Genomic DNA, 15,329 nt, shown 5'->3' with positions numbered 1-15,329 from the left:
GCCCGCCTGCGCCAGTCGCACAGAGCCATGGCGGCTGGCGGACGGATCCTGAACGGCTCCCCGGGCAGGCTTCAAGACCAGGTGGGAGAAAGGCTGGATTGCGCATCCGCCATGCGGCGCAGGCAGTCCTCGGCGTCGCCCACCACTACCTGCGCGCTGCAGGCGATCATCAGGTTCAAGCTCAGGCTGAAGTCTTCGACGGTATAGCCCTGGGCGTCGACGGCGCGCGCGCCGTCCCGGCCGGTAGCGACCTGCTCTATCAGGCTGGCGCCGCTGGCGGTGTAGACCCATACGGACTTGCCCAGGGCCGCGGCGTAGCCGACCTCGAACACCGTGCCCGAGTCGGGCTCGGCGCCGCGAAACGGGTTGAGATTGGCCATCACCATGTCGGCCCTGCGCAGCAGGCCGATATTGGCCTCGCAGATCCATTGCGCCAGGGCGCGCCCCGACAGTTCCGGCGGCGCCGCGTTATCCAGCGGATACAGCCCTACGAAACCATGGCGCAGGCAGGCCTGCCTGAGGCGCTCGCCGTATTCGAGCGCATCGGCGCGGAATACGTCGTAGCCGGCCAGGTAGAGGGTCTTGGGCTTCGGGGCCGGAGCCTCTTCCTTCGTCGCCGAGGCCCGCGCTTGCCTCGCTGCAACCTCCTGCTTCCTCGCCGAGACTTTCTCTATCATCGTCGTGCCATCCCCTTTCACGGCCGCCCCGGCGCCGCGTGGCCTCTACCGCGGGGCCGGAAGCCAATGCTCGACCCCGTCATTTGAAGGCGGTCTCTATGAAGCTGCGCAGCTTGCGCGAATGCAGGCGCTCGCGCGGCATATTGCGCAACAGCTCGAGCGCGCGAATGCCGATATGCAGATGCTGGCCGACCTGGGTGCGGTAGAAGTCGCTGGCCATGCCGGGCAGCTTGAGCTCGCCATGCAGGGGCTTGTCGGACACGCACAGCAGCGTGCCGTAGGGCACGCGGAAGCGGAAGCCGTTGGCGGCGATGGTCGCCGATTCCATGTCCAGCGCGATGGCGCGCGACTGCGACAGGCGCTGGATGGGCTCGTGGTGGTCGCGCAATTCCCAGTTGCGGTTGTCGATGGTGGCAACCGTGCCGGTGCGCATGATGCGCTTGAGATCCCAGCCCGACAGGCCCGCAATCTCGGCCACGGCCTGTTCCAGCGCGACCTGGATCTCGGCCAGGGGCGGCACCGGCACCCAGGTCGGCAGATCGGCGTCCAGCACATGGTCTTCGCGCACGTAGCCGTGGGCCAGCACGTAGTCGCCCAGGCGCTGCGTGGTGCGCAGGCCCGCGCAATGTCCCAGCATCAGCCAGGCCGAAGGACGCAGCACGGCGACGTGGTCGGTAATGGTCTTGGCGTTGGACGGCCCCACGCCGATGTTGATGAGAGTGATGCCGGAATGGTTCTCGCGCACCAGATGATAGGAAGGCATCTGCGGAACGCGCGCCGGGTCCTGGCCGCTGCGCTCGGCGTCGGCGCCGCGTGGCGTCACGACATTGCCGGGCTCGACCAGGGCCAGGTAGCCGCCCTCGCCCTGGGCCAGGGTCTCGCGCGCCCACTGGCAGAAGGCGTCGACGTAGAACTGGTAGTTGGTGAACAGCACGAAGTTCTGGAAGTGCTGCGGCGCGGTGGCGGTGTAGTGCTGCAATCGGTGCAGCGAGTAATCGACGCGCGGCGCGGTAAAGGGCGCCAGCGGCATGGGCTCGCCGGGCCGCGGCTGCCAGGTGCCGTTGACGATGGCGTCGTCGGTCACGGCCAGGTCGGGCACATCGAAATGGTCGCGCAGCGCGTCGCCGTGGGCGTCGCTGTATGTGGCCTCGACATACTTGCCGTCGGTAAAGGAAAAATGCAGCGGGATGGGCATGCTGGACTCGCCGATTTCCACGGGCACGCCGTGGTTGCGCAGCAGCAGGCCTATCTGTTCCTTGAGATAGTCGGCGTAGAGCTCCGGCTGGGTGACGGTGGTCATGTAGGTGCCGGGCTCGACCACGTGGCCGTACGACAGCCGGCTGTCCACGCCCTGGTAGGTGCGCACCTTGATGCGTATGGCGGGGTAGTAGGCGCGCACGCGCTGGCCCGTAGGCAGGCGACCGGCGACGTAGTCGTCGAAGGCCTTGCGGATGAATGCGGTATTGCGCTGGTAGATTTCCACCAGGCGCTGCACGGCCTGCGCGGCGTCGGAGAAGCCGGCGAAGGGGATGAGTTCGGGCAGCAGAGGCGGGCTGTCGTAGCTGAATGAGTCGTACATGCAGTGTCGGTTCAGGATGCGGGGCGCGGCACGGAACACAGGCCGCCGGAGGGCGCCGGCCGGTTTGCTTGCGCTCCGGCGCCCTTGCATGGATGGGCGGGCGCGGACGCGCCGGCTGTGTCGATCACTTTACCGCAAATGTGTGACGGGAATGCGGGCCGCACCGGCCGGAACCATGCAAGGAGAATGAAGGGTAAAGGCGCTACACTTTCGGACTTTCGCCTTTGCCGCGGGCGGGCGCGCGGGCCGCGTCCAGGTAGGCCCGCGACGTGGCACCGCGCCGGGCGGGGCATCGGCCGGCGTGCATGGCGGCGCGAGACGCGAGGAAATGGATTGGATCTGGTATTGACTGCGGTGCTGCCGCTGTTCGGGCTGATTGCGGCGGGCTATGTGTGCGCCCGCAAGCGCTTGTTCGGGCCGGGCGCGGTGGACAGCCTGAACAAGTACGTGGTGTGGCTGGCGCTGCCGGCGTTGCTGTTCCAGGCGATGGCGCACATCACCTGGGACCAGCTCGACCATCCGGGCTTCGCCTGGGCCTTCACATTGGGCATTGCCGTGGTGTTCGCCGCCTCGTACGCGATGGACCGGCAACGCCGCGGGCGCCTGGCGGACGCGAGCATCGAAGGGCTGGCGGCCTCGTATCCGAACGCAGGCTTCATGGGGATTCCGCTGTGCCTGGCGGTGTTCGGCCGCGACAGCCTGCCGGCGGCGATCATCACTGCGCTGCTGACCGCTTGCGTGCTGTTCGCATTTTCTATCGTGCTGATCGAGATCGACCTGCAAGGCACGCGCAGCCTGGCGCGCACCCTGCGCAAAGTGCTGCTGTCGGTGTTGCGCAATCCGCTGGTGGCCTCGCCGCTGGCCGGACTGGTGTTCCCGCTGATGCACTGGCGGCTGCCCGGCCCGGTGGAACAGTTCGTGGGATTGCTCTCGGACTCGGCGAGCCCCTGCGCGCTGGTGACGATAGGGCTGTTCCTGGCGCAGTCGGCGCCCGCCGCCGGGCGCCAGGGCGCGGTGTGGCGCATCGTGGGCCTGAAGATGCTGCTGCAGCCGGCGGTGACGGCAGCGCTGGCGTACTGGGTGTTCGACATGCCGCCCATGTGGGCGCAGGCGGCAGTGCTGCTGAGCGCACTGCCCATAGGCACGGGGCCGTTCATGCTGGCCAAGCTGTACGACCGCGAAGCCGCGGTGACTTCGCGGGCGATCCTGATTTCGACGGTGCTGTCCGTGGCGTCGGTCTCGGCGCTGGTGGCGGTGTTCAGGCCGGGCCACTAAAAACCACTGCAGATCACACGAGCTGGTCCATGTAGGCGGCCAGGGATACGTCGAGCTGGGTCACGCCCTTGGCGTCGTGCGTGGCGAGCACGACGCTGACGCGGTTGTAGACATTGGACCATTCCGGGTGATGGTCCATTTTTTCGGCCTGCAGGGCAACTCGGGCCATGAAGCCGAAGGCCTCGCTGAAGTTCTTGAAGACGTAGGTCTTCTGGATGGCGTCGCGCGCGGGCACGGCCGACCATCCGTCCAGCAACAACAGGGCGGCGGGCGCGCCCACCAGTTGGGGTTGCGATTTCATCGGTGCGCTCCTATTCCGTTGCACAACACGGCATCAGGACTGCAGATGCTGCAAACCATTGTACTTGCGCCGCCGGCCGGCTCTACTGGCCGCTCCAGGCCGCGATGGCGGCGCGCTCGGCGTCGGTCATCTTGGTCAGGTTGCCCAGCGGCATGTAGCGGCTGGCCACGACCTGCTTGATCTGGGCGCCGCGGGCGCGGATTTCCGCGGGCGTGTCGAACATGATGCCCGCGGGCGCGGACGCAAAGCCCGCTTGGCTGGGCTTGGCGGAATGGCATTCGATGCAGCGCATGCCTATGATGGCGCGCACCTGTTGCAGCTCGTCCGCGGCCCCCGAGGCGGCGCCGGCTGCGGCGCCTGCCGCAGTAGCGGCCGGGGCAGCGCCGGCGGAGGCGGCGGCCGCGGAAGATGCCATGGCCGGCCCGCCGGACGCCGCGCTCGCAGCGGCAGCCGCATTGACCTGGGCCACTGTCGAAGCCGCGGCCGGAGCCGCAGCCACCGCGGGCGCCGGCGCAGGCGCGGCCAGCCAGGCGATGATCAGCAGCATGACAATGCCGGCGGCGGGATAGCCGAGCTGGTTCTTGCCGACGTGGCGCAGCACGAAGTACTGGCGAATCACCGCGCCAGCGAAGATGAACAGGCTCATGATGATCCATGCGTACTCGCTGCTGAAGGCGAACGAGTAGTGGTTGCTCAGCATCAGGAACACAACTGGCAGCGTGAAATACGTGTTGTGCACCGAGCGCTGCTTGCCGCGCTTGCCGTCCAGCGGATCGGGCTTGCGGCCGGCCTTCAGGGCATCGACCATGCGGTGCTGGCCGGGAATGATCCAGAAAAACACATTGGCCGACATGCAGGTGGCCATCAGCGCGCCGGTCAGCAGGAACGAGGCCCGGCCCGCGAAGATGTGGGTGGCCAGGTACGAAACCACGACCATCATCACGCCCACGGCGGCGCTGAGCCAGCCGTCGTGATCCATATTGGGGCTGATGCGGCGGCATAGCTGGGAATAGACGATGTAGCCCACGACCAGGAAGGCGACCGCCAGGACGCCGGCCTGGAGCCCGCTCATGGAAGCCGCCCAATGCCAGGGGCTGGCGGGATTGACCAGGTAGAGCTGCGGGTTGCTGAGATACAGCAGCGCGAACAGGGCGAAGCCCGAGAGCCAGGTAGCGTAGGACTTCCAGAACGACCAGTGCAGGTCGTCGGGCAGCTCGGCCGGATTGGTGAGGTACTTCTGGTTATGGTAGAAGCCGCCGCCGTGCACGGCCCACATTTCGCCGAACACGCCGCGCTGGCGGCTCTGCTCGCCGCGCGGCGGGTGCAGGCTGTTGTCCAGCATGACGAAGTAGATGGATTCGCCTATCCAGGCGATGGCGGCGACGACGTGCAGCCAGCGCAGCAGGAGATTGCCGAATTCGAGTACGTAAGCTTGCATAGTGAAGGTGCTCTGGTTGCGCCGGCGTCCGGTTCGATGGGACGGCTCGACGGGACTATCTGCCGGATCAGTGCCGTGTCTGGGAAGTTCGCACTGAAAAGAGGGGCCGCACTGGCGGGCTTCGGAATGGGCCGGGCGATGCAAGCCTTGCTTCGCCCGGCGAGGATGCGCCGCCATGGCGGCGCGTGTCAGCTACCGCGGTACGTGGACCAGGTCCAGGGGGTTACCAGCAGCGGCACGTGATAGCTCTGGGCTGCGTCGGCCACGCCGAATCGCAGGGCGACCTCATCCACGAAACGCGGTTCGGGAACCTGGACTCCGCGGCCGGCGAAATAGTCGCCGGCATGGAAGACCAGCTCGTAGACGCCGCTGACAAAGGCCGGGCCGTGCAGCAGCGGCTGGTCGCAGCGGCCATCGTGATTGGTCGTGGCGTGGCCCAGCAACTGGCGCTGGCCGTCCTGCACCAGGTAGAGGTCGATATGCACGCCTTGCGCGGGCACGCCGTGCATGGTGTCCAGGACATGGGTGGAAAGCTTGCCCATCGGGCTCCTCCTGTCGGTATGCGCCCGGTTGCGGCGGCCGCCGCAGCCGGGGGCGCGTGAGCGGGAAAAAGCCGGAATTCCAGGCCTTTCCATCCGATCACCAATTATTGTTTACAATTTCTGTTGACGATTTTGTGCCCATCGCCAATAATTGTCAATACTTCATCAAAGGTTTTTCCCATGCTCAGTCTGAATGCCTCACAGGATGCGCCGGCGGACCTGCAGGCGCCGCGGGCCTCGTCGCTGCGCCACCCGCACGCCGGCGCCAGGACCGAGGTCGACCGCGTCTACGACGACATTTTCGATGCCGTGATGGACCGCCGCCTGCTGCCCGGCGCCAAGCTGACCGAGGCGACGCTGTGCTCGGTCTTCGACTGCACGCGCGCCACGGTGCGCGCGGCCCTGGCGCAGCTTGCGCACGACAAGATCGTGCTGATCGAGCCGAACCGCGGTGCCTTTGTGTGGCAGCCGCAAGCCAAGGAAACGCGCGATGTGTTCGCCATGCGCCGCGCGCTGGAATGCACCGTCGTCGACATGCTGCTGGCGCTGCCCGACCTGGCGCAGCGCCTGGAACCGCTGTACGCCATGGTGGGCCGCGAGCGCCAGGCGTTCGAATGCGGCGACCGCATAAGCTGGATCCGCCTGTCCAACGCCTTCCATGTAGAGCTGGCGCAACTGCTCGACAACGACGTGCTGACCGACATCCTGCACAGCCTGTGCGCCCGCAGCTCGCTGATCATCGCCTACTACGACACGCCGGGCCAGAGCGCCTGCTCGTATTTCGAGCACCAGGACATACTCGACAAGCTGGCGCAGGGCGACGCCGCCGGCGCCAAGTCGGCCATGCAGCACCACTTGCATGACTGCGAAGAGCGCATGGGCGAACCCGACAAAGCCCCGGCGGCCGACCCGTGGCTGGCTTTCAGCGTCAAGCGCTGAAGGCCGCATAGCCGCCCCCAGACACGAACCCGCAGCCTATACCAGAACAGGCCGCCGGACCCGCCCGCGCCGACACGGCATGACGGGCCGGCCCGCGGCCTCACCAGATCGGAGACTCAGCAAATGCCGGAACCACACTACCCGCGCGACCTGGCCGGATACGGCCGCAACCCGCCCCAGGCCGACTGGCCCGGCAAGGCCCGCATCGCCCTGCAATTCGTGCTGAACTTCGAAGAGGGCGGCGAGAACTGCGTGCTGCATGGCGATGCAGGCTCGGAACAATTCCTGTCCGAGATCATCGGCGCCGAATCCTATCCGGCGCGGCACATGTCCATGGAATCCATCTACGAATACGGCTCGCGCGCCGGCGTCTGGCGGGTGTTGCGCGAATTCGAGCGCCGCGGCCTGCCGCTGACGGTGTTCGCCATCGGCATGGCGCTGCAGCGCAACCCCGAGGCGGCGCGCGCCTTCGTCGAGCTCGGCCACGAGATCGCCTGCCACGGCTATCGCTGGATCCACTACCAGTCGGTGGCCGAAGAGCTGGAACGCGAGCACATGCGCCGCTGCGTGGAAATCGTCACGCAACTGATAGGCCGCCACCCCGATGGCTGGTACACCGGGCGCGACAGTCCGAATACCTTGCGCCTGGTGGCCGAGGAAGGCGGCTTCCTGTACGACGCGGATTATTACGGCGACGACCTGCCCTTCTGGACCGAAGTGCAACTGAGCGACGGCAGCAGCAAGCCGCAATTGATGGTGCCGTATACGCTGGACACCAACGACATGCGCTTCGCCTCGCCGCAAGGCTTCAATAGCGGCGAACAGTTCTACCAATACCTGCGGGACGCTTTCGACGTGCTCTACGAAGAAGGCGCGCAGGCGCCGCGCATGATGTCCGTGGGCCTGCACTGCAGGCTGGTGGGGAGGCCGGGCCGCTTCAGGGCCCTGCAGCGCTTCCTCGACTATGTGCAGGCCCGCGACGGCGTCTGGATCGCCACGCGCGCCGCCATCGCCCGCCACTGGGCCGAGCGCCACCCCTGGCAGGCGCGCACGCCTCTTGCCGGCGCCCACGCCTGAAACCGGCGGACATCCATATACGGGCTTGCAAGCGGAACCGGGCACACGGCGCTACATCCGACGCCGCCGCCGTTCCGATAGCAAACCCCCGGCACGCCCCGCCATTGAACATCAACCTGCCACTCATTCCGGAGACAAGACCATCATGTCCAAGCCCGCCCTGCCCGACGGCACCATCGTCAACGCGCCGCCCAGCGAGCCGCCGCCCTACGCCACCCGACACGCCAACCTGGCCAGCGCCGACTTCGGCGCCAAGGTGCTGACGTGCACCGATGAATTCTTCGCCAGCGCGCAGCGCATGCTGCAGCCGTCCGAGCCGGTGTTCATCGTCGGCAAGTTCGACGAGCACGGCAAGTGGATGGACGGCTGGGAAACGCGGCGCCGGCGCAACGGCGGCCATGACCAGGCCATCGTGCGCCTGGGGCTGCCGGGCGCCATACGCGGGCTGGACATAGACACCAGCCACTTCACCGGCAACTTCCCGCCGGCCGCGTCGGTGCATGCGTGCCGCTGCGACGGCGACCCGGACGAAGCCACGGCCTGGACGGAAATCGTGGCGCCGCGCCCGCTGCAGGGCAATGCGCACCACTACGTGGAAATCGCCGATGACGACCGGGTCTGGACGCACCTGCGGCTGGACATCTATCCCGACGGCGGCGTGGCGCGCCTGCGCGTCTATGGGCAGCCGGCCTGCGACTGGGCGGCGCGCGACCCGCAGGCGCTGCACGAGGTCTCGGCGCTGGCCAACGGCGGGCGCATCGTGGCCTACAACGACGCGCACTTCGGCGTGCCGTTCCGATTGATCATGCCCGGACGCGGCGTGAACATGGGAGACGGCTGGGAAACGCGGCGCCGCCGCGAGCCGGGCTATGACTGGTGCATCATCGAACTGGGCCACGCCGCGCTGGTGGAAAAGATCGAGATCGACACCGCGCACTTCAAGGGCAATTACCCCGACCGCGTGTCGGTACAGGCGGCACGAGTCGAGGCCTGCACCGACGAGTCGCTCGTCACGCAAGCCATGTTCTGGCCCGAGCTGCTGGGCGAACAAAAGATGGAAATGGACCGCCAGCATTTCTACGAAAGCGAGGCCGTGCGCGACATAGGCCCGGTCAGCCATGTGCGGGTCAATATGTATCCCGACGGCGGCATCAGCCGCGTACGCATCTGGGGGCGGTTGGCGAAGTGATGCCAATCGGCTTTCAAAGAGATAAGAATCCCTTGTATGAATTCTTATATTTTTGATGGCGGATGCGTATGAGGCCCGCGCCGGGCAACACAAAGCGCGGCTCCGAGATCCGGCGTCCGGCATGAGCCGGCCCCGCTGGCTCGCGGCGCGTAGATACCGCGGCCCCAGGGCAAGGCCGGCCAGGGCCTGTAAAACTAAAGCCGGCGGCCGCAATCGCCCAGCAGGCCGCGCAGCCAGCGCTGCGCGGGCGCGTGGTGGCTGCGCGGATGCCACAACTGATAGAAGCGCATAGGCGGAAAGCTGAGCGGAGCCGGCAGGATGGCCAAGGGCAGCAGGCGCGCGTAGAAGGCGGCGAAATGCCGCGACGTGGTGAACACCAGATCGGTGCCCGGCAGCAGATAGGGTGCGAGATTGAACGACTGCACCACCACGCGCTCGTCGCGCTCTATGCGGTTGGCGGCCAGCACGCCGTCGATCACGCCGCGCTGGCTGACCGAATACGGCATGGGCACCACGTGCACCGCGCGCCGGTAATCGTCCAGGCTCAGGCCGCGGGCGGCCAAGGGATGGTCGGCGGCCACCAGGCAAACAATTTCGTCTTCCAGCAGCACCGACAGATGCATGCGATCGGGGGGTTCGGGCCAGTTGCCGATCACCACGTCCAGCTCGCCCTCGGCCAGCGAACGCTCGAAATCGAAGTCGGGGCCCAGCGCATGCATGCTCAGGCGCGCGTGCGGCGCCTGCCGGCGCAGCCTTGCGGACACGCTGCCCATGAACAGCGGCGCGAGATAGTCGGGCGAGCCGATGCGGAAATCGTGCCGGCTGGATTGCGGGTCGAAGGCTTCGGGCTGCACCAGCATCTGCTCGACCTCGGCCAGGGCGCCGCGCGCATGCGGCAGCAGCGACAGCGCTTTCTCGGTGGGCACCATGCCGCCCTTCTCGCGCACCAGCAGCGGATCGCCGAAGATTTCGCGCAGGCGCTTGAGCGCCACGCTTACGGCCGGCTGCGACTGGTTGAGCTTGAGCGCGACGCGCGAAACGCTGCGCTCGCTGACCAGCAGGCTGAACACCTTCAGCAGGTAAGTATCGAGCAATTCGTCGCTGCGCCGGGCCGACATCGCGCCTCCGTAGAGCCCGGGCGTGGTTCTCTTTGCAACACGCGGCGCCCCGGGCTGCGGATCCGCTATGCGTATCATAAAGAGGATATCCAGGTCTGTGTATCCCTTTCGGAGCATGCGGGCTGGCAGCCTTGCACGGCCCGGCGCCCGGGCGCGTGCGCGGCCACGCCCGACGCGTCAGGCCGGCACGCGCACGCCATCCCGCGCGCGCGAGAAAGCAGATCCGGGAAAGCCGCAGCCGGCGCGCTCAGCAATTGTCGGCGCGGCGGTGCAGCATGCGCCCCGCGGAATACGTGGCGGCAACGGCACGGTCGTCGCCCAGCATGGCGAAAGCGAACAGCAGTTCTTCCAGCGTATCGGCCCTGGCGGTGCGCCGCGCCAGCAGCTCGGTGGCGCGCGGGTCGAGCACGATGAAGTCGGCCTCGGCGCCCTCGGCCAACGTGCCTATGCTGTCCTGCAGGCCCAGGGCCTGGGCCGCCCCCGCGGTCGCCAGATAGAACATCTCGAGCGCGCTCAGATGATGGCCGGAGAGCCGCGCCACCTTGTGCGCCTCGTTCATGGTCTGCAGCATGGAAAACGACGAACCGCCGCCCACGTCGGTGGCCAGAGCGGTGGGCATGCCGGCGGTGCGCGCCGCGGCGTAGTCGAACAGGCCGCTGCCCAGGAACTGGTTGGAAGTCGGGCAATGCGCGGCCAGCGCACCGGCGTCGCGCATGCGCAGGCGATCGGCCTCGTCCAGCCAGATGCAATGCCCGTAGACCGAGCGCGGACGCAGCAGGCCGTAATGGTCGTAGATGTCGAGATAGCTGCGGCGCCCCGGAAACAGTTCGTGCGCCCAGCGCACTTCGTCCTGGTTCTCGGCGACGTGGCTCTGTATGAATACGTCCTGGTAGGCTTGCGCCAGTTCGCCGCAGGCGCCGAGCTGCGCGGCGCTGGACGTGGGCGCGAAGCGCGGCGTCAGCGCATACATCTGGCGTCCTGTGCCATGCCAGCGGCGCAGCAGTTCCTCGCTGTCGCGAGCCCCGGATTCGGCGGTATCGCGCAGGAATTCGGGGCAGTTGCGGTCCATCATGACCTTGCCGGCCACCATGCGCAGGTTGCGCGCGTGGCTCTCGGCAAAGAAGGCCTCGGCCGAACCCGGATGTACTGTGCAGTACACCAGCGCCGTGGTGGTGCCGCAGCGCTGCAGTTCGTCCAGGAAAAAGCGGGCGACCTCGGCGGCATATGCGGGGTCCTCGAAGCGCGCCTCGGTGGGAAAGGTGTAGGTCTCCAGCCAAGGCAGCAGACCCGGCGCGGGCGAGGCGATCATGTCCGTCTGCGGATAATGGATGTGCGTATCGATGAAGCCCGGCACGATCAGCCTGCCGCGCCAGTCCACGAGGCTCACGCCCGCATCCAGCGTGGGAGCCAGGGTCGCGTAATCGCCGATGCGCAGGATACGGCCCTGGTCGACGATCATCAGGCCGTCGTCCAGGTACACCACGGCATCGTCCCCGCCTGCGCGGCCGGGCGCCGCAGCGCCCGAGGCCGTGATGCGCAACGTAGCGGCGCTCGGCACAGCGGCGCCCGACGCCTCCACACGGGGCGCGCCCTTGAAATACAGCATGCGCGCACGATAGGCGCAAGGGCCGCCGGGCGATGCCGGCTGCCCGGCTCGTTGCTTCGAATCCATCGATCAATTTTCCTTGTTCAAACGGCGGGTTGGTGCACATGCATATATGCCGCAGGCCCTGTTGCCTTGCTTGCCCGATCCACGGAGACTGCAAGGGCGCAAAACCCCGCCCCCTGCGCGATCAGGCATGAAGCGCCAGGGCAAGGGCATGGTCGCGGGCGGCAATTTTCTCTTGCTCGCAACGTTCGCGCACTTGCAGCAACTGGGCGGCGACGGCCACCGCGATCACCTCGGGCACCTTGCCCGTGACGCCTTCCACGCCTATGGGGCAGGTCATGCTCGCGTAGCGCTCGGCCGTCACGCCGCGCTCGCGCAGGCGGCGCTCGAACTGGCGATGCTTGGTGCGCGAGCCTATCAGGCCGAAATACGCGTAGTCGTCGCGACGGAAGATATGCTGGCACAGATGCTGGTCCAGCGCATGACTGTGGGTCATCACCAGGAAATAGCTGCCCGCCGGCGCCTCGGCAATGGCGGCCTCGGGCGTGTCGGAGGCCTCGATCTCGACATTGGCCGGCACCTGCGCGGGAAACAGGGTGTCGCGCTCGTCGATCCAGTGCACCGTGCACGGCAGCGTGCCGAGCAGCCTGACCAACGCCTGGGCCACATGGCCCGCACCGCACAGCACGATGTGAAAATCGACCGGCGCCAGGGTTTCGGCCATGCGGGCGCTGCCGTCTTGCGCGCGCACCAGTTCGCACGCGTCGTGTGGGTCTGCGTCGGCGGATTCCGCTTCGACCATGACGCGCGGCGCAGCATGTTCGGGCGTTGCAGCCGGCGCAGCGAAATAGGCTTCCCGCCGGCACGCCCGGCCGGCGCGCAGTTGCGCGTCGAGTTCGCGCAGCCAGGCGAGGTCGCCGCGGCCCAGGGGCTCGAAGGCCAGGGTGGCGGCGCCGCCGCAGCATTGGCCGAGCGCGGGCCCCAGCGGCAGGCGCTCGAGGCGCGCGGCCTGCGGGCCGTCGCGGCGCAACAGCATCTGCCGCGCGATGCCGGTAGCACGCCATTCCAGGTGGCCGCCGCCTATGGTCTGCCACAGCCCCTCGGCGGTGACGAGCAGGCGTGCGCCCGCCTCGCGCGGCGTAGAGCCCTCGGCGCACGCCACGGTCACCAGCACGGTGGGCTCGCCTGATTCCAGCAGGCGGTAGGCCTGTGCGATCCAGTCGTGCATCATGCCTGCGCCTGTGTGCGCAACTGCGTAACCGCGGCCAGTATGGCCTCGGGGGTGGCAGGCGCATTCAGCCGGGGCTCGCTGCGATAGCCGCCGACACTGGCCACCGCGTCGCGGATGGCGTTGTAGACGCTGAAGCCCAGCAGCAGCGGCGGCTCGCCCACCGCCTTGGAACGATGCACGGTGTCCTTGACGTTGAGGTTGCGGAACAGCTTGACGCGGAAGTCCGCCGGGCAGTCGCTGACGGCCGGGATCTTGTAGGTGGAAGGCGCGTGCGTGGTCAGGCGGCCCTGCTCGTTCCAGCACAGTTCTTCGGTGGTGAGCCAGCCCATGCCCTGCACGAAGCCGCCCTCGATCTGGCCCAGGTCTATGGCCGGATTGATGGACTGGCCCACGTCGTGCAGCAGGTCGGCGCGCAGCAGCTTCCATTCGCCGGTCAAGGTGTCGACCACGACTTCGGAAACGGCCGCACCGTAGGCGTAGTAATAAAAGGGCTTGCCGGACATGGTGGCCTTGTCCCAGCGTATGCCCGGCGTGGCGTAGAAGCCTTCGGACCAGAGCTGCACCTGCGACCAGTAGGCGGCGTCCACGACTTCGGCAAAGGGCTTGGACACATCGCCGGCGCGGACCATGCCGTCGGCGAACACCACCGCGTCGGGCGTGCCGCCCCAGCGCTCGGCCGCGAACTTCGCCAGGCGCCGGCGTATCCTGCGCGCCGCGTCCTGGCCCGCCTTGCCGTTCAGGTCGGAACCCGTCGAGGCCGCGGTGGCCGAGGTGTTGGCGATCTTGCTGGTGTCGGTGGCGGTGGCGCGCACTTGATGCAAGTCCAGCCCCAGCTCGGCGGCAACCATCTGCGCCACCTTGGTGTTCAGGCCCTGGCCCATCTCGGTGCCGCCATGGTTGACCAGCACCGAGCCGTCGCGATAGACGTGCACCAGCGCGCCGGCCTGGTTGAAGGCCGGCACATTGAAGGAAATGCCGAATTTCACCGGCGTCAAAGCCAGACCCTTGCGCAGCACCGGGCTTGCGCGGTTGTAGGCGCGCACTGCCTCGCGCCGCTCGCGATAGTCGCTGCTCGCCTCGAGCTCGGCCAGCAAGGGATGCAGCACATTGTCCACCACCATCTGGCCGTAGGGCGTGATGTTGCGCTCGCCGACGCCGTAGAAGTTCGCGCGCCGCACATCCAGCGGGTCGCGCCCCAGCTGGCGGGCGATCATGTCCATCAAGACTTCCATCATCAGCGCGCCCTGAGGGCCGCCGAAGCCGCGGAACGCGGTGTTGGACTGGGTGTTGGTCTTGCCGCACATGGCGCTGACGTCGATGTCCGGCACGAAATAGGCGTTGTCGAAGTGGCACACGGCGCGCGTGGCCACGGCCTCGGACAAGTCCGCCGAGAAACCGCAACGCAGGGTCATGTCCAGGCGCACGCCGACGATGCGCCCTTCGTCGTCGAAGCCCAGGTCGTATTCGTAATAGAAGCCGTGGCGCTTGCCGGTGATCATGAAGTCGTCGTCGCGGTCCAGGCGCAGCTTGACCGGGCGCCGCAGCCGCGTGGCGCACAGCGCGGCCACGCAGGCCGGCAGCGCCGATTGCGACTCCTTGCCGCCGAAGCCTCCGCCCATGCGGCGGCATTCCACCAGCACTTGGTGCGAGTGCCAGCCCAGGGCATGCGCTACTAGCGCCTGCATCTCGCTGGGATGCTGGGTCGAGCACCAGACATGCACGCCGTCGGCCTCTTTGGGCACGGCATAGGAAATCTGCCCTTCCAGGTAGAACTGTTCCTGGCCGTTGCATTCGAAGGTGCCGGCGAGGCGATGCGGCGCCCGCTGCAAGGCGGCGTCCGCATCGCCGCGGCGCATGCGCATGGGCGGCAGCAGCGCGGCGTTCCGCGCCTTGGCTTCTTGCGGGGTGAGTATCGCCGGCAGCTCTTCGTATTGCACCTGCGCCAGCCGCGCGGCGCGGCGCGCGGCGTCGTGGCTGTCGGCCACCACCGCGAACAGCGGCTGGCCTATGTACTGCACCAGCCCGTCGACCAGCAGGGGATCGTCGTGCAGCACCGGGCCGCAGTTGTTCTCGCCCGGTATGTCGGCCGCGGTCAGCACCGCGACCACGCCGGGCGCCGCGCGCACGGCGTCCAGGTTCATTTCCAGGACCCTGGCATGGGCCTTCTGCGACATGCCCAGCGCGCAATGCAGAGTGCCCTGCAGTTCCGTGATGTCGTCGGTATAAGTGGCTTCGCCGCTGACGTGCAGCGCAGCCGATTCGTGCGGCAGCGGCTTGCCCGCCGCCTGGCCGGCGGAGGCGGCCGCCGGCGGGGCCATGAAGGCTTCGACCTGTCTGTTCATCGTGGCCTCCCT

Annotated in this window: 13 protein-coding genes; 4 read left to right on the top strand and 9 right to left on the bottom strand. The window is 67.6% G+C overall.

Features of this window, described 5'->3' with window-relative positions; translation table 11 throughout:
• Positions 1 to 71: 71 nt before the first annotated feature.
• Both KVP10_RS05455 and KVP10_RS05450 read right to left on the bottom strand, forming a co-directional pair.
• Complete coding sequence (locus KVP10_RS05455; RefSeq protein ID WP_217963493.1) at positions 72 to 677, bottom strand: nucleoside 2-deoxyribosyltransferase; 606 nt, start codon at positions 675 to 677, stop codon at positions 72 to 74.
• Positions 678 to 756: 79 nt separating this feature from the next.
• A complete protein-coding gene (locus KVP10_RS05450) occupies positions 757 to 2,256 on the bottom strand; it encodes an AMP nucleosidase (RefSeq protein ID WP_217963491.1) in 1,500 nt (499 codons plus the stop codon).
• Positions 2,257 to 2,589: 333 nt separating this feature from the next.
• Between KVP10_RS05450 and KVP10_RS05445 the strand changes: the two genes are divergently transcribed.
• Complete coding sequence (locus tag KVP10_RS05445; RefSeq protein ID WP_217963489.1) at positions 2,590 to 3,531, top strand: AEC family transporter; 942 nt, start codon at positions 2,590 to 2,592, stop codon at positions 3,529 to 3,531.
• 13 nt (positions 3,532 to 3,544) lie between these two features.
• Here KVP10_RS05445 and KVP10_RS05440 read toward each other — a convergent pair whose 3' ends face one another.
• The 3 genes from KVP10_RS05440 to uraH form a co-directional block, all read right to left on the bottom strand.
• Positions 3,545 to 3,832: a 4a-hydroxytetrahydrobiopterin dehydratase gene (locus tag KVP10_RS05440; RefSeq protein ID WP_217963487.1), complete on the bottom strand. Its 288-nt coding sequence runs from the start codon at positions 3,830 to 3,832 to the stop codon at positions 3,545 to 3,547.
• 82 nt (positions 3,833 to 3,914) lie between these two features.
• A complete protein-coding gene (locus KVP10_RS05435) occupies positions 3,915 to 5,270 on the bottom strand; it encodes a urate hydroxylase PuuD (protein ID WP_217963485.1) in 1,356 nt (451 codons plus the stop codon).
• 188 nt (positions 5,271 to 5,458) lie between these two features.
• Complete coding sequence (gene uraH, locus KVP10_RS05430; protein WP_217963484.1) at positions 5,459 to 5,812, bottom strand: hydroxyisourate hydrolase; 354 nt, start codon at positions 5,810 to 5,812, stop codon at positions 5,459 to 5,461.
• A gap of 180 nt (positions 5,813 to 5,992) precedes the next feature.
• Here uraH and KVP10_RS05425 point away from each other — a divergent pair, with 180 nt between their 5' ends.
• The 3 genes from KVP10_RS05425 (at position 5,993) to alc (ending at position 9,017) form a co-directional block, all read left to right on the top strand.
• Positions 5,993 to 6,751 (top strand): GntR family transcriptional regulator, encoded by a 759-nt coding sequence (locus KVP10_RS05425; RefSeq protein ID WP_217963482.1) that lies wholly within the window; start codon positions 5,993 to 5,995, stop codon positions 6,749 to 6,751.
• A 123-nt stretch (positions 6,752 to 6,874) separates the two neighbouring features.
• Positions 6,875 to 7,828, top strand: a complete 954-nt coding sequence (puuE, locus tag KVP10_RS05420) for an allantoinase PuuE (protein WP_217963479.1) — start codon at positions 6,875 to 6,877, stop codon at positions 7,826 to 7,828.
• 145 nt (positions 7,829 to 7,973) lie between these two features.
• The gene (alc, locus tag KVP10_RS05415) at positions 7,974 to 9,017 is read left to right on the top strand and encodes an allantoicase (protein WP_217963477.1); all 1,044 of its coding nucleotides are present in this window, start codon (positions 7,974 to 7,976) and stop codon (positions 9,015 to 9,017) included.
• A gap of 194 nt (positions 9,018 to 9,211) precedes the next feature.
• Here the strand turns inward: alc and KVP10_RS05410 are convergent, their stop codons facing one another.
• The 4 genes from KVP10_RS05410 to xdhB form a co-directional block, all read right to left on the bottom strand.
• On the bottom strand, positions 9,212 to 10,135 hold the full coding sequence (locus KVP10_RS05410) for a LysR family transcriptional regulator (protein ID WP_217963800.1): 924 nt from the start codon (positions 10,133 to 10,135) through the stop codon (positions 9,212 to 9,214).
• A gap of 247 nt (positions 10,136 to 10,382) precedes the next feature.
• Positions 10,383 to 11,807, bottom strand: coding sequence for a guanine deaminase (guaD, locus tag KVP10_RS05405; protein ID WP_246600342.1), 1,425 nt, complete (start codon positions 11,805 to 11,807; stop codon positions 10,383 to 10,385).
• A gap of 121 nt (positions 11,808 to 11,928) precedes the next feature.
• Positions 11,929 to 12,972, bottom strand: coding sequence for a xanthine dehydrogenase accessory protein XdhC (gene xdhC / locus KVP10_RS05400; protein WP_217963798.1), 1,044 nt, complete (start codon positions 12,970 to 12,972; stop codon positions 11,929 to 11,931).
• Positions 12,972 to 15,317 (bottom strand): xanthine dehydrogenase molybdopterin binding subunit, encoded by a 2,346-nt coding sequence (gene xdhB / locus KVP10_RS05395; protein WP_217963475.1) that lies wholly within the window; start codon positions 15,315 to 15,317, stop codon positions 12,972 to 12,974. The genes xdhC and xdhB overlap by 1 nt, the downstream gene beginning before the upstream one ends.
• Positions 15,318 to 15,329 lie beyond the last annotated feature (12 nt).

The sequence above is a fragment of the Candidimonas humi genome (genome assembly GCF_019166065.1).
GTDB lineage: Bacteria > Pseudomonadota > Gammaproteobacteria > Burkholderiales > Burkholderiaceae_B > Candidimonas > Candidimonas humi.
Note: the sequence above shows the minus strand (reverse complement) of the source record. Positions and strands in the feature narration are given on the sequence as shown.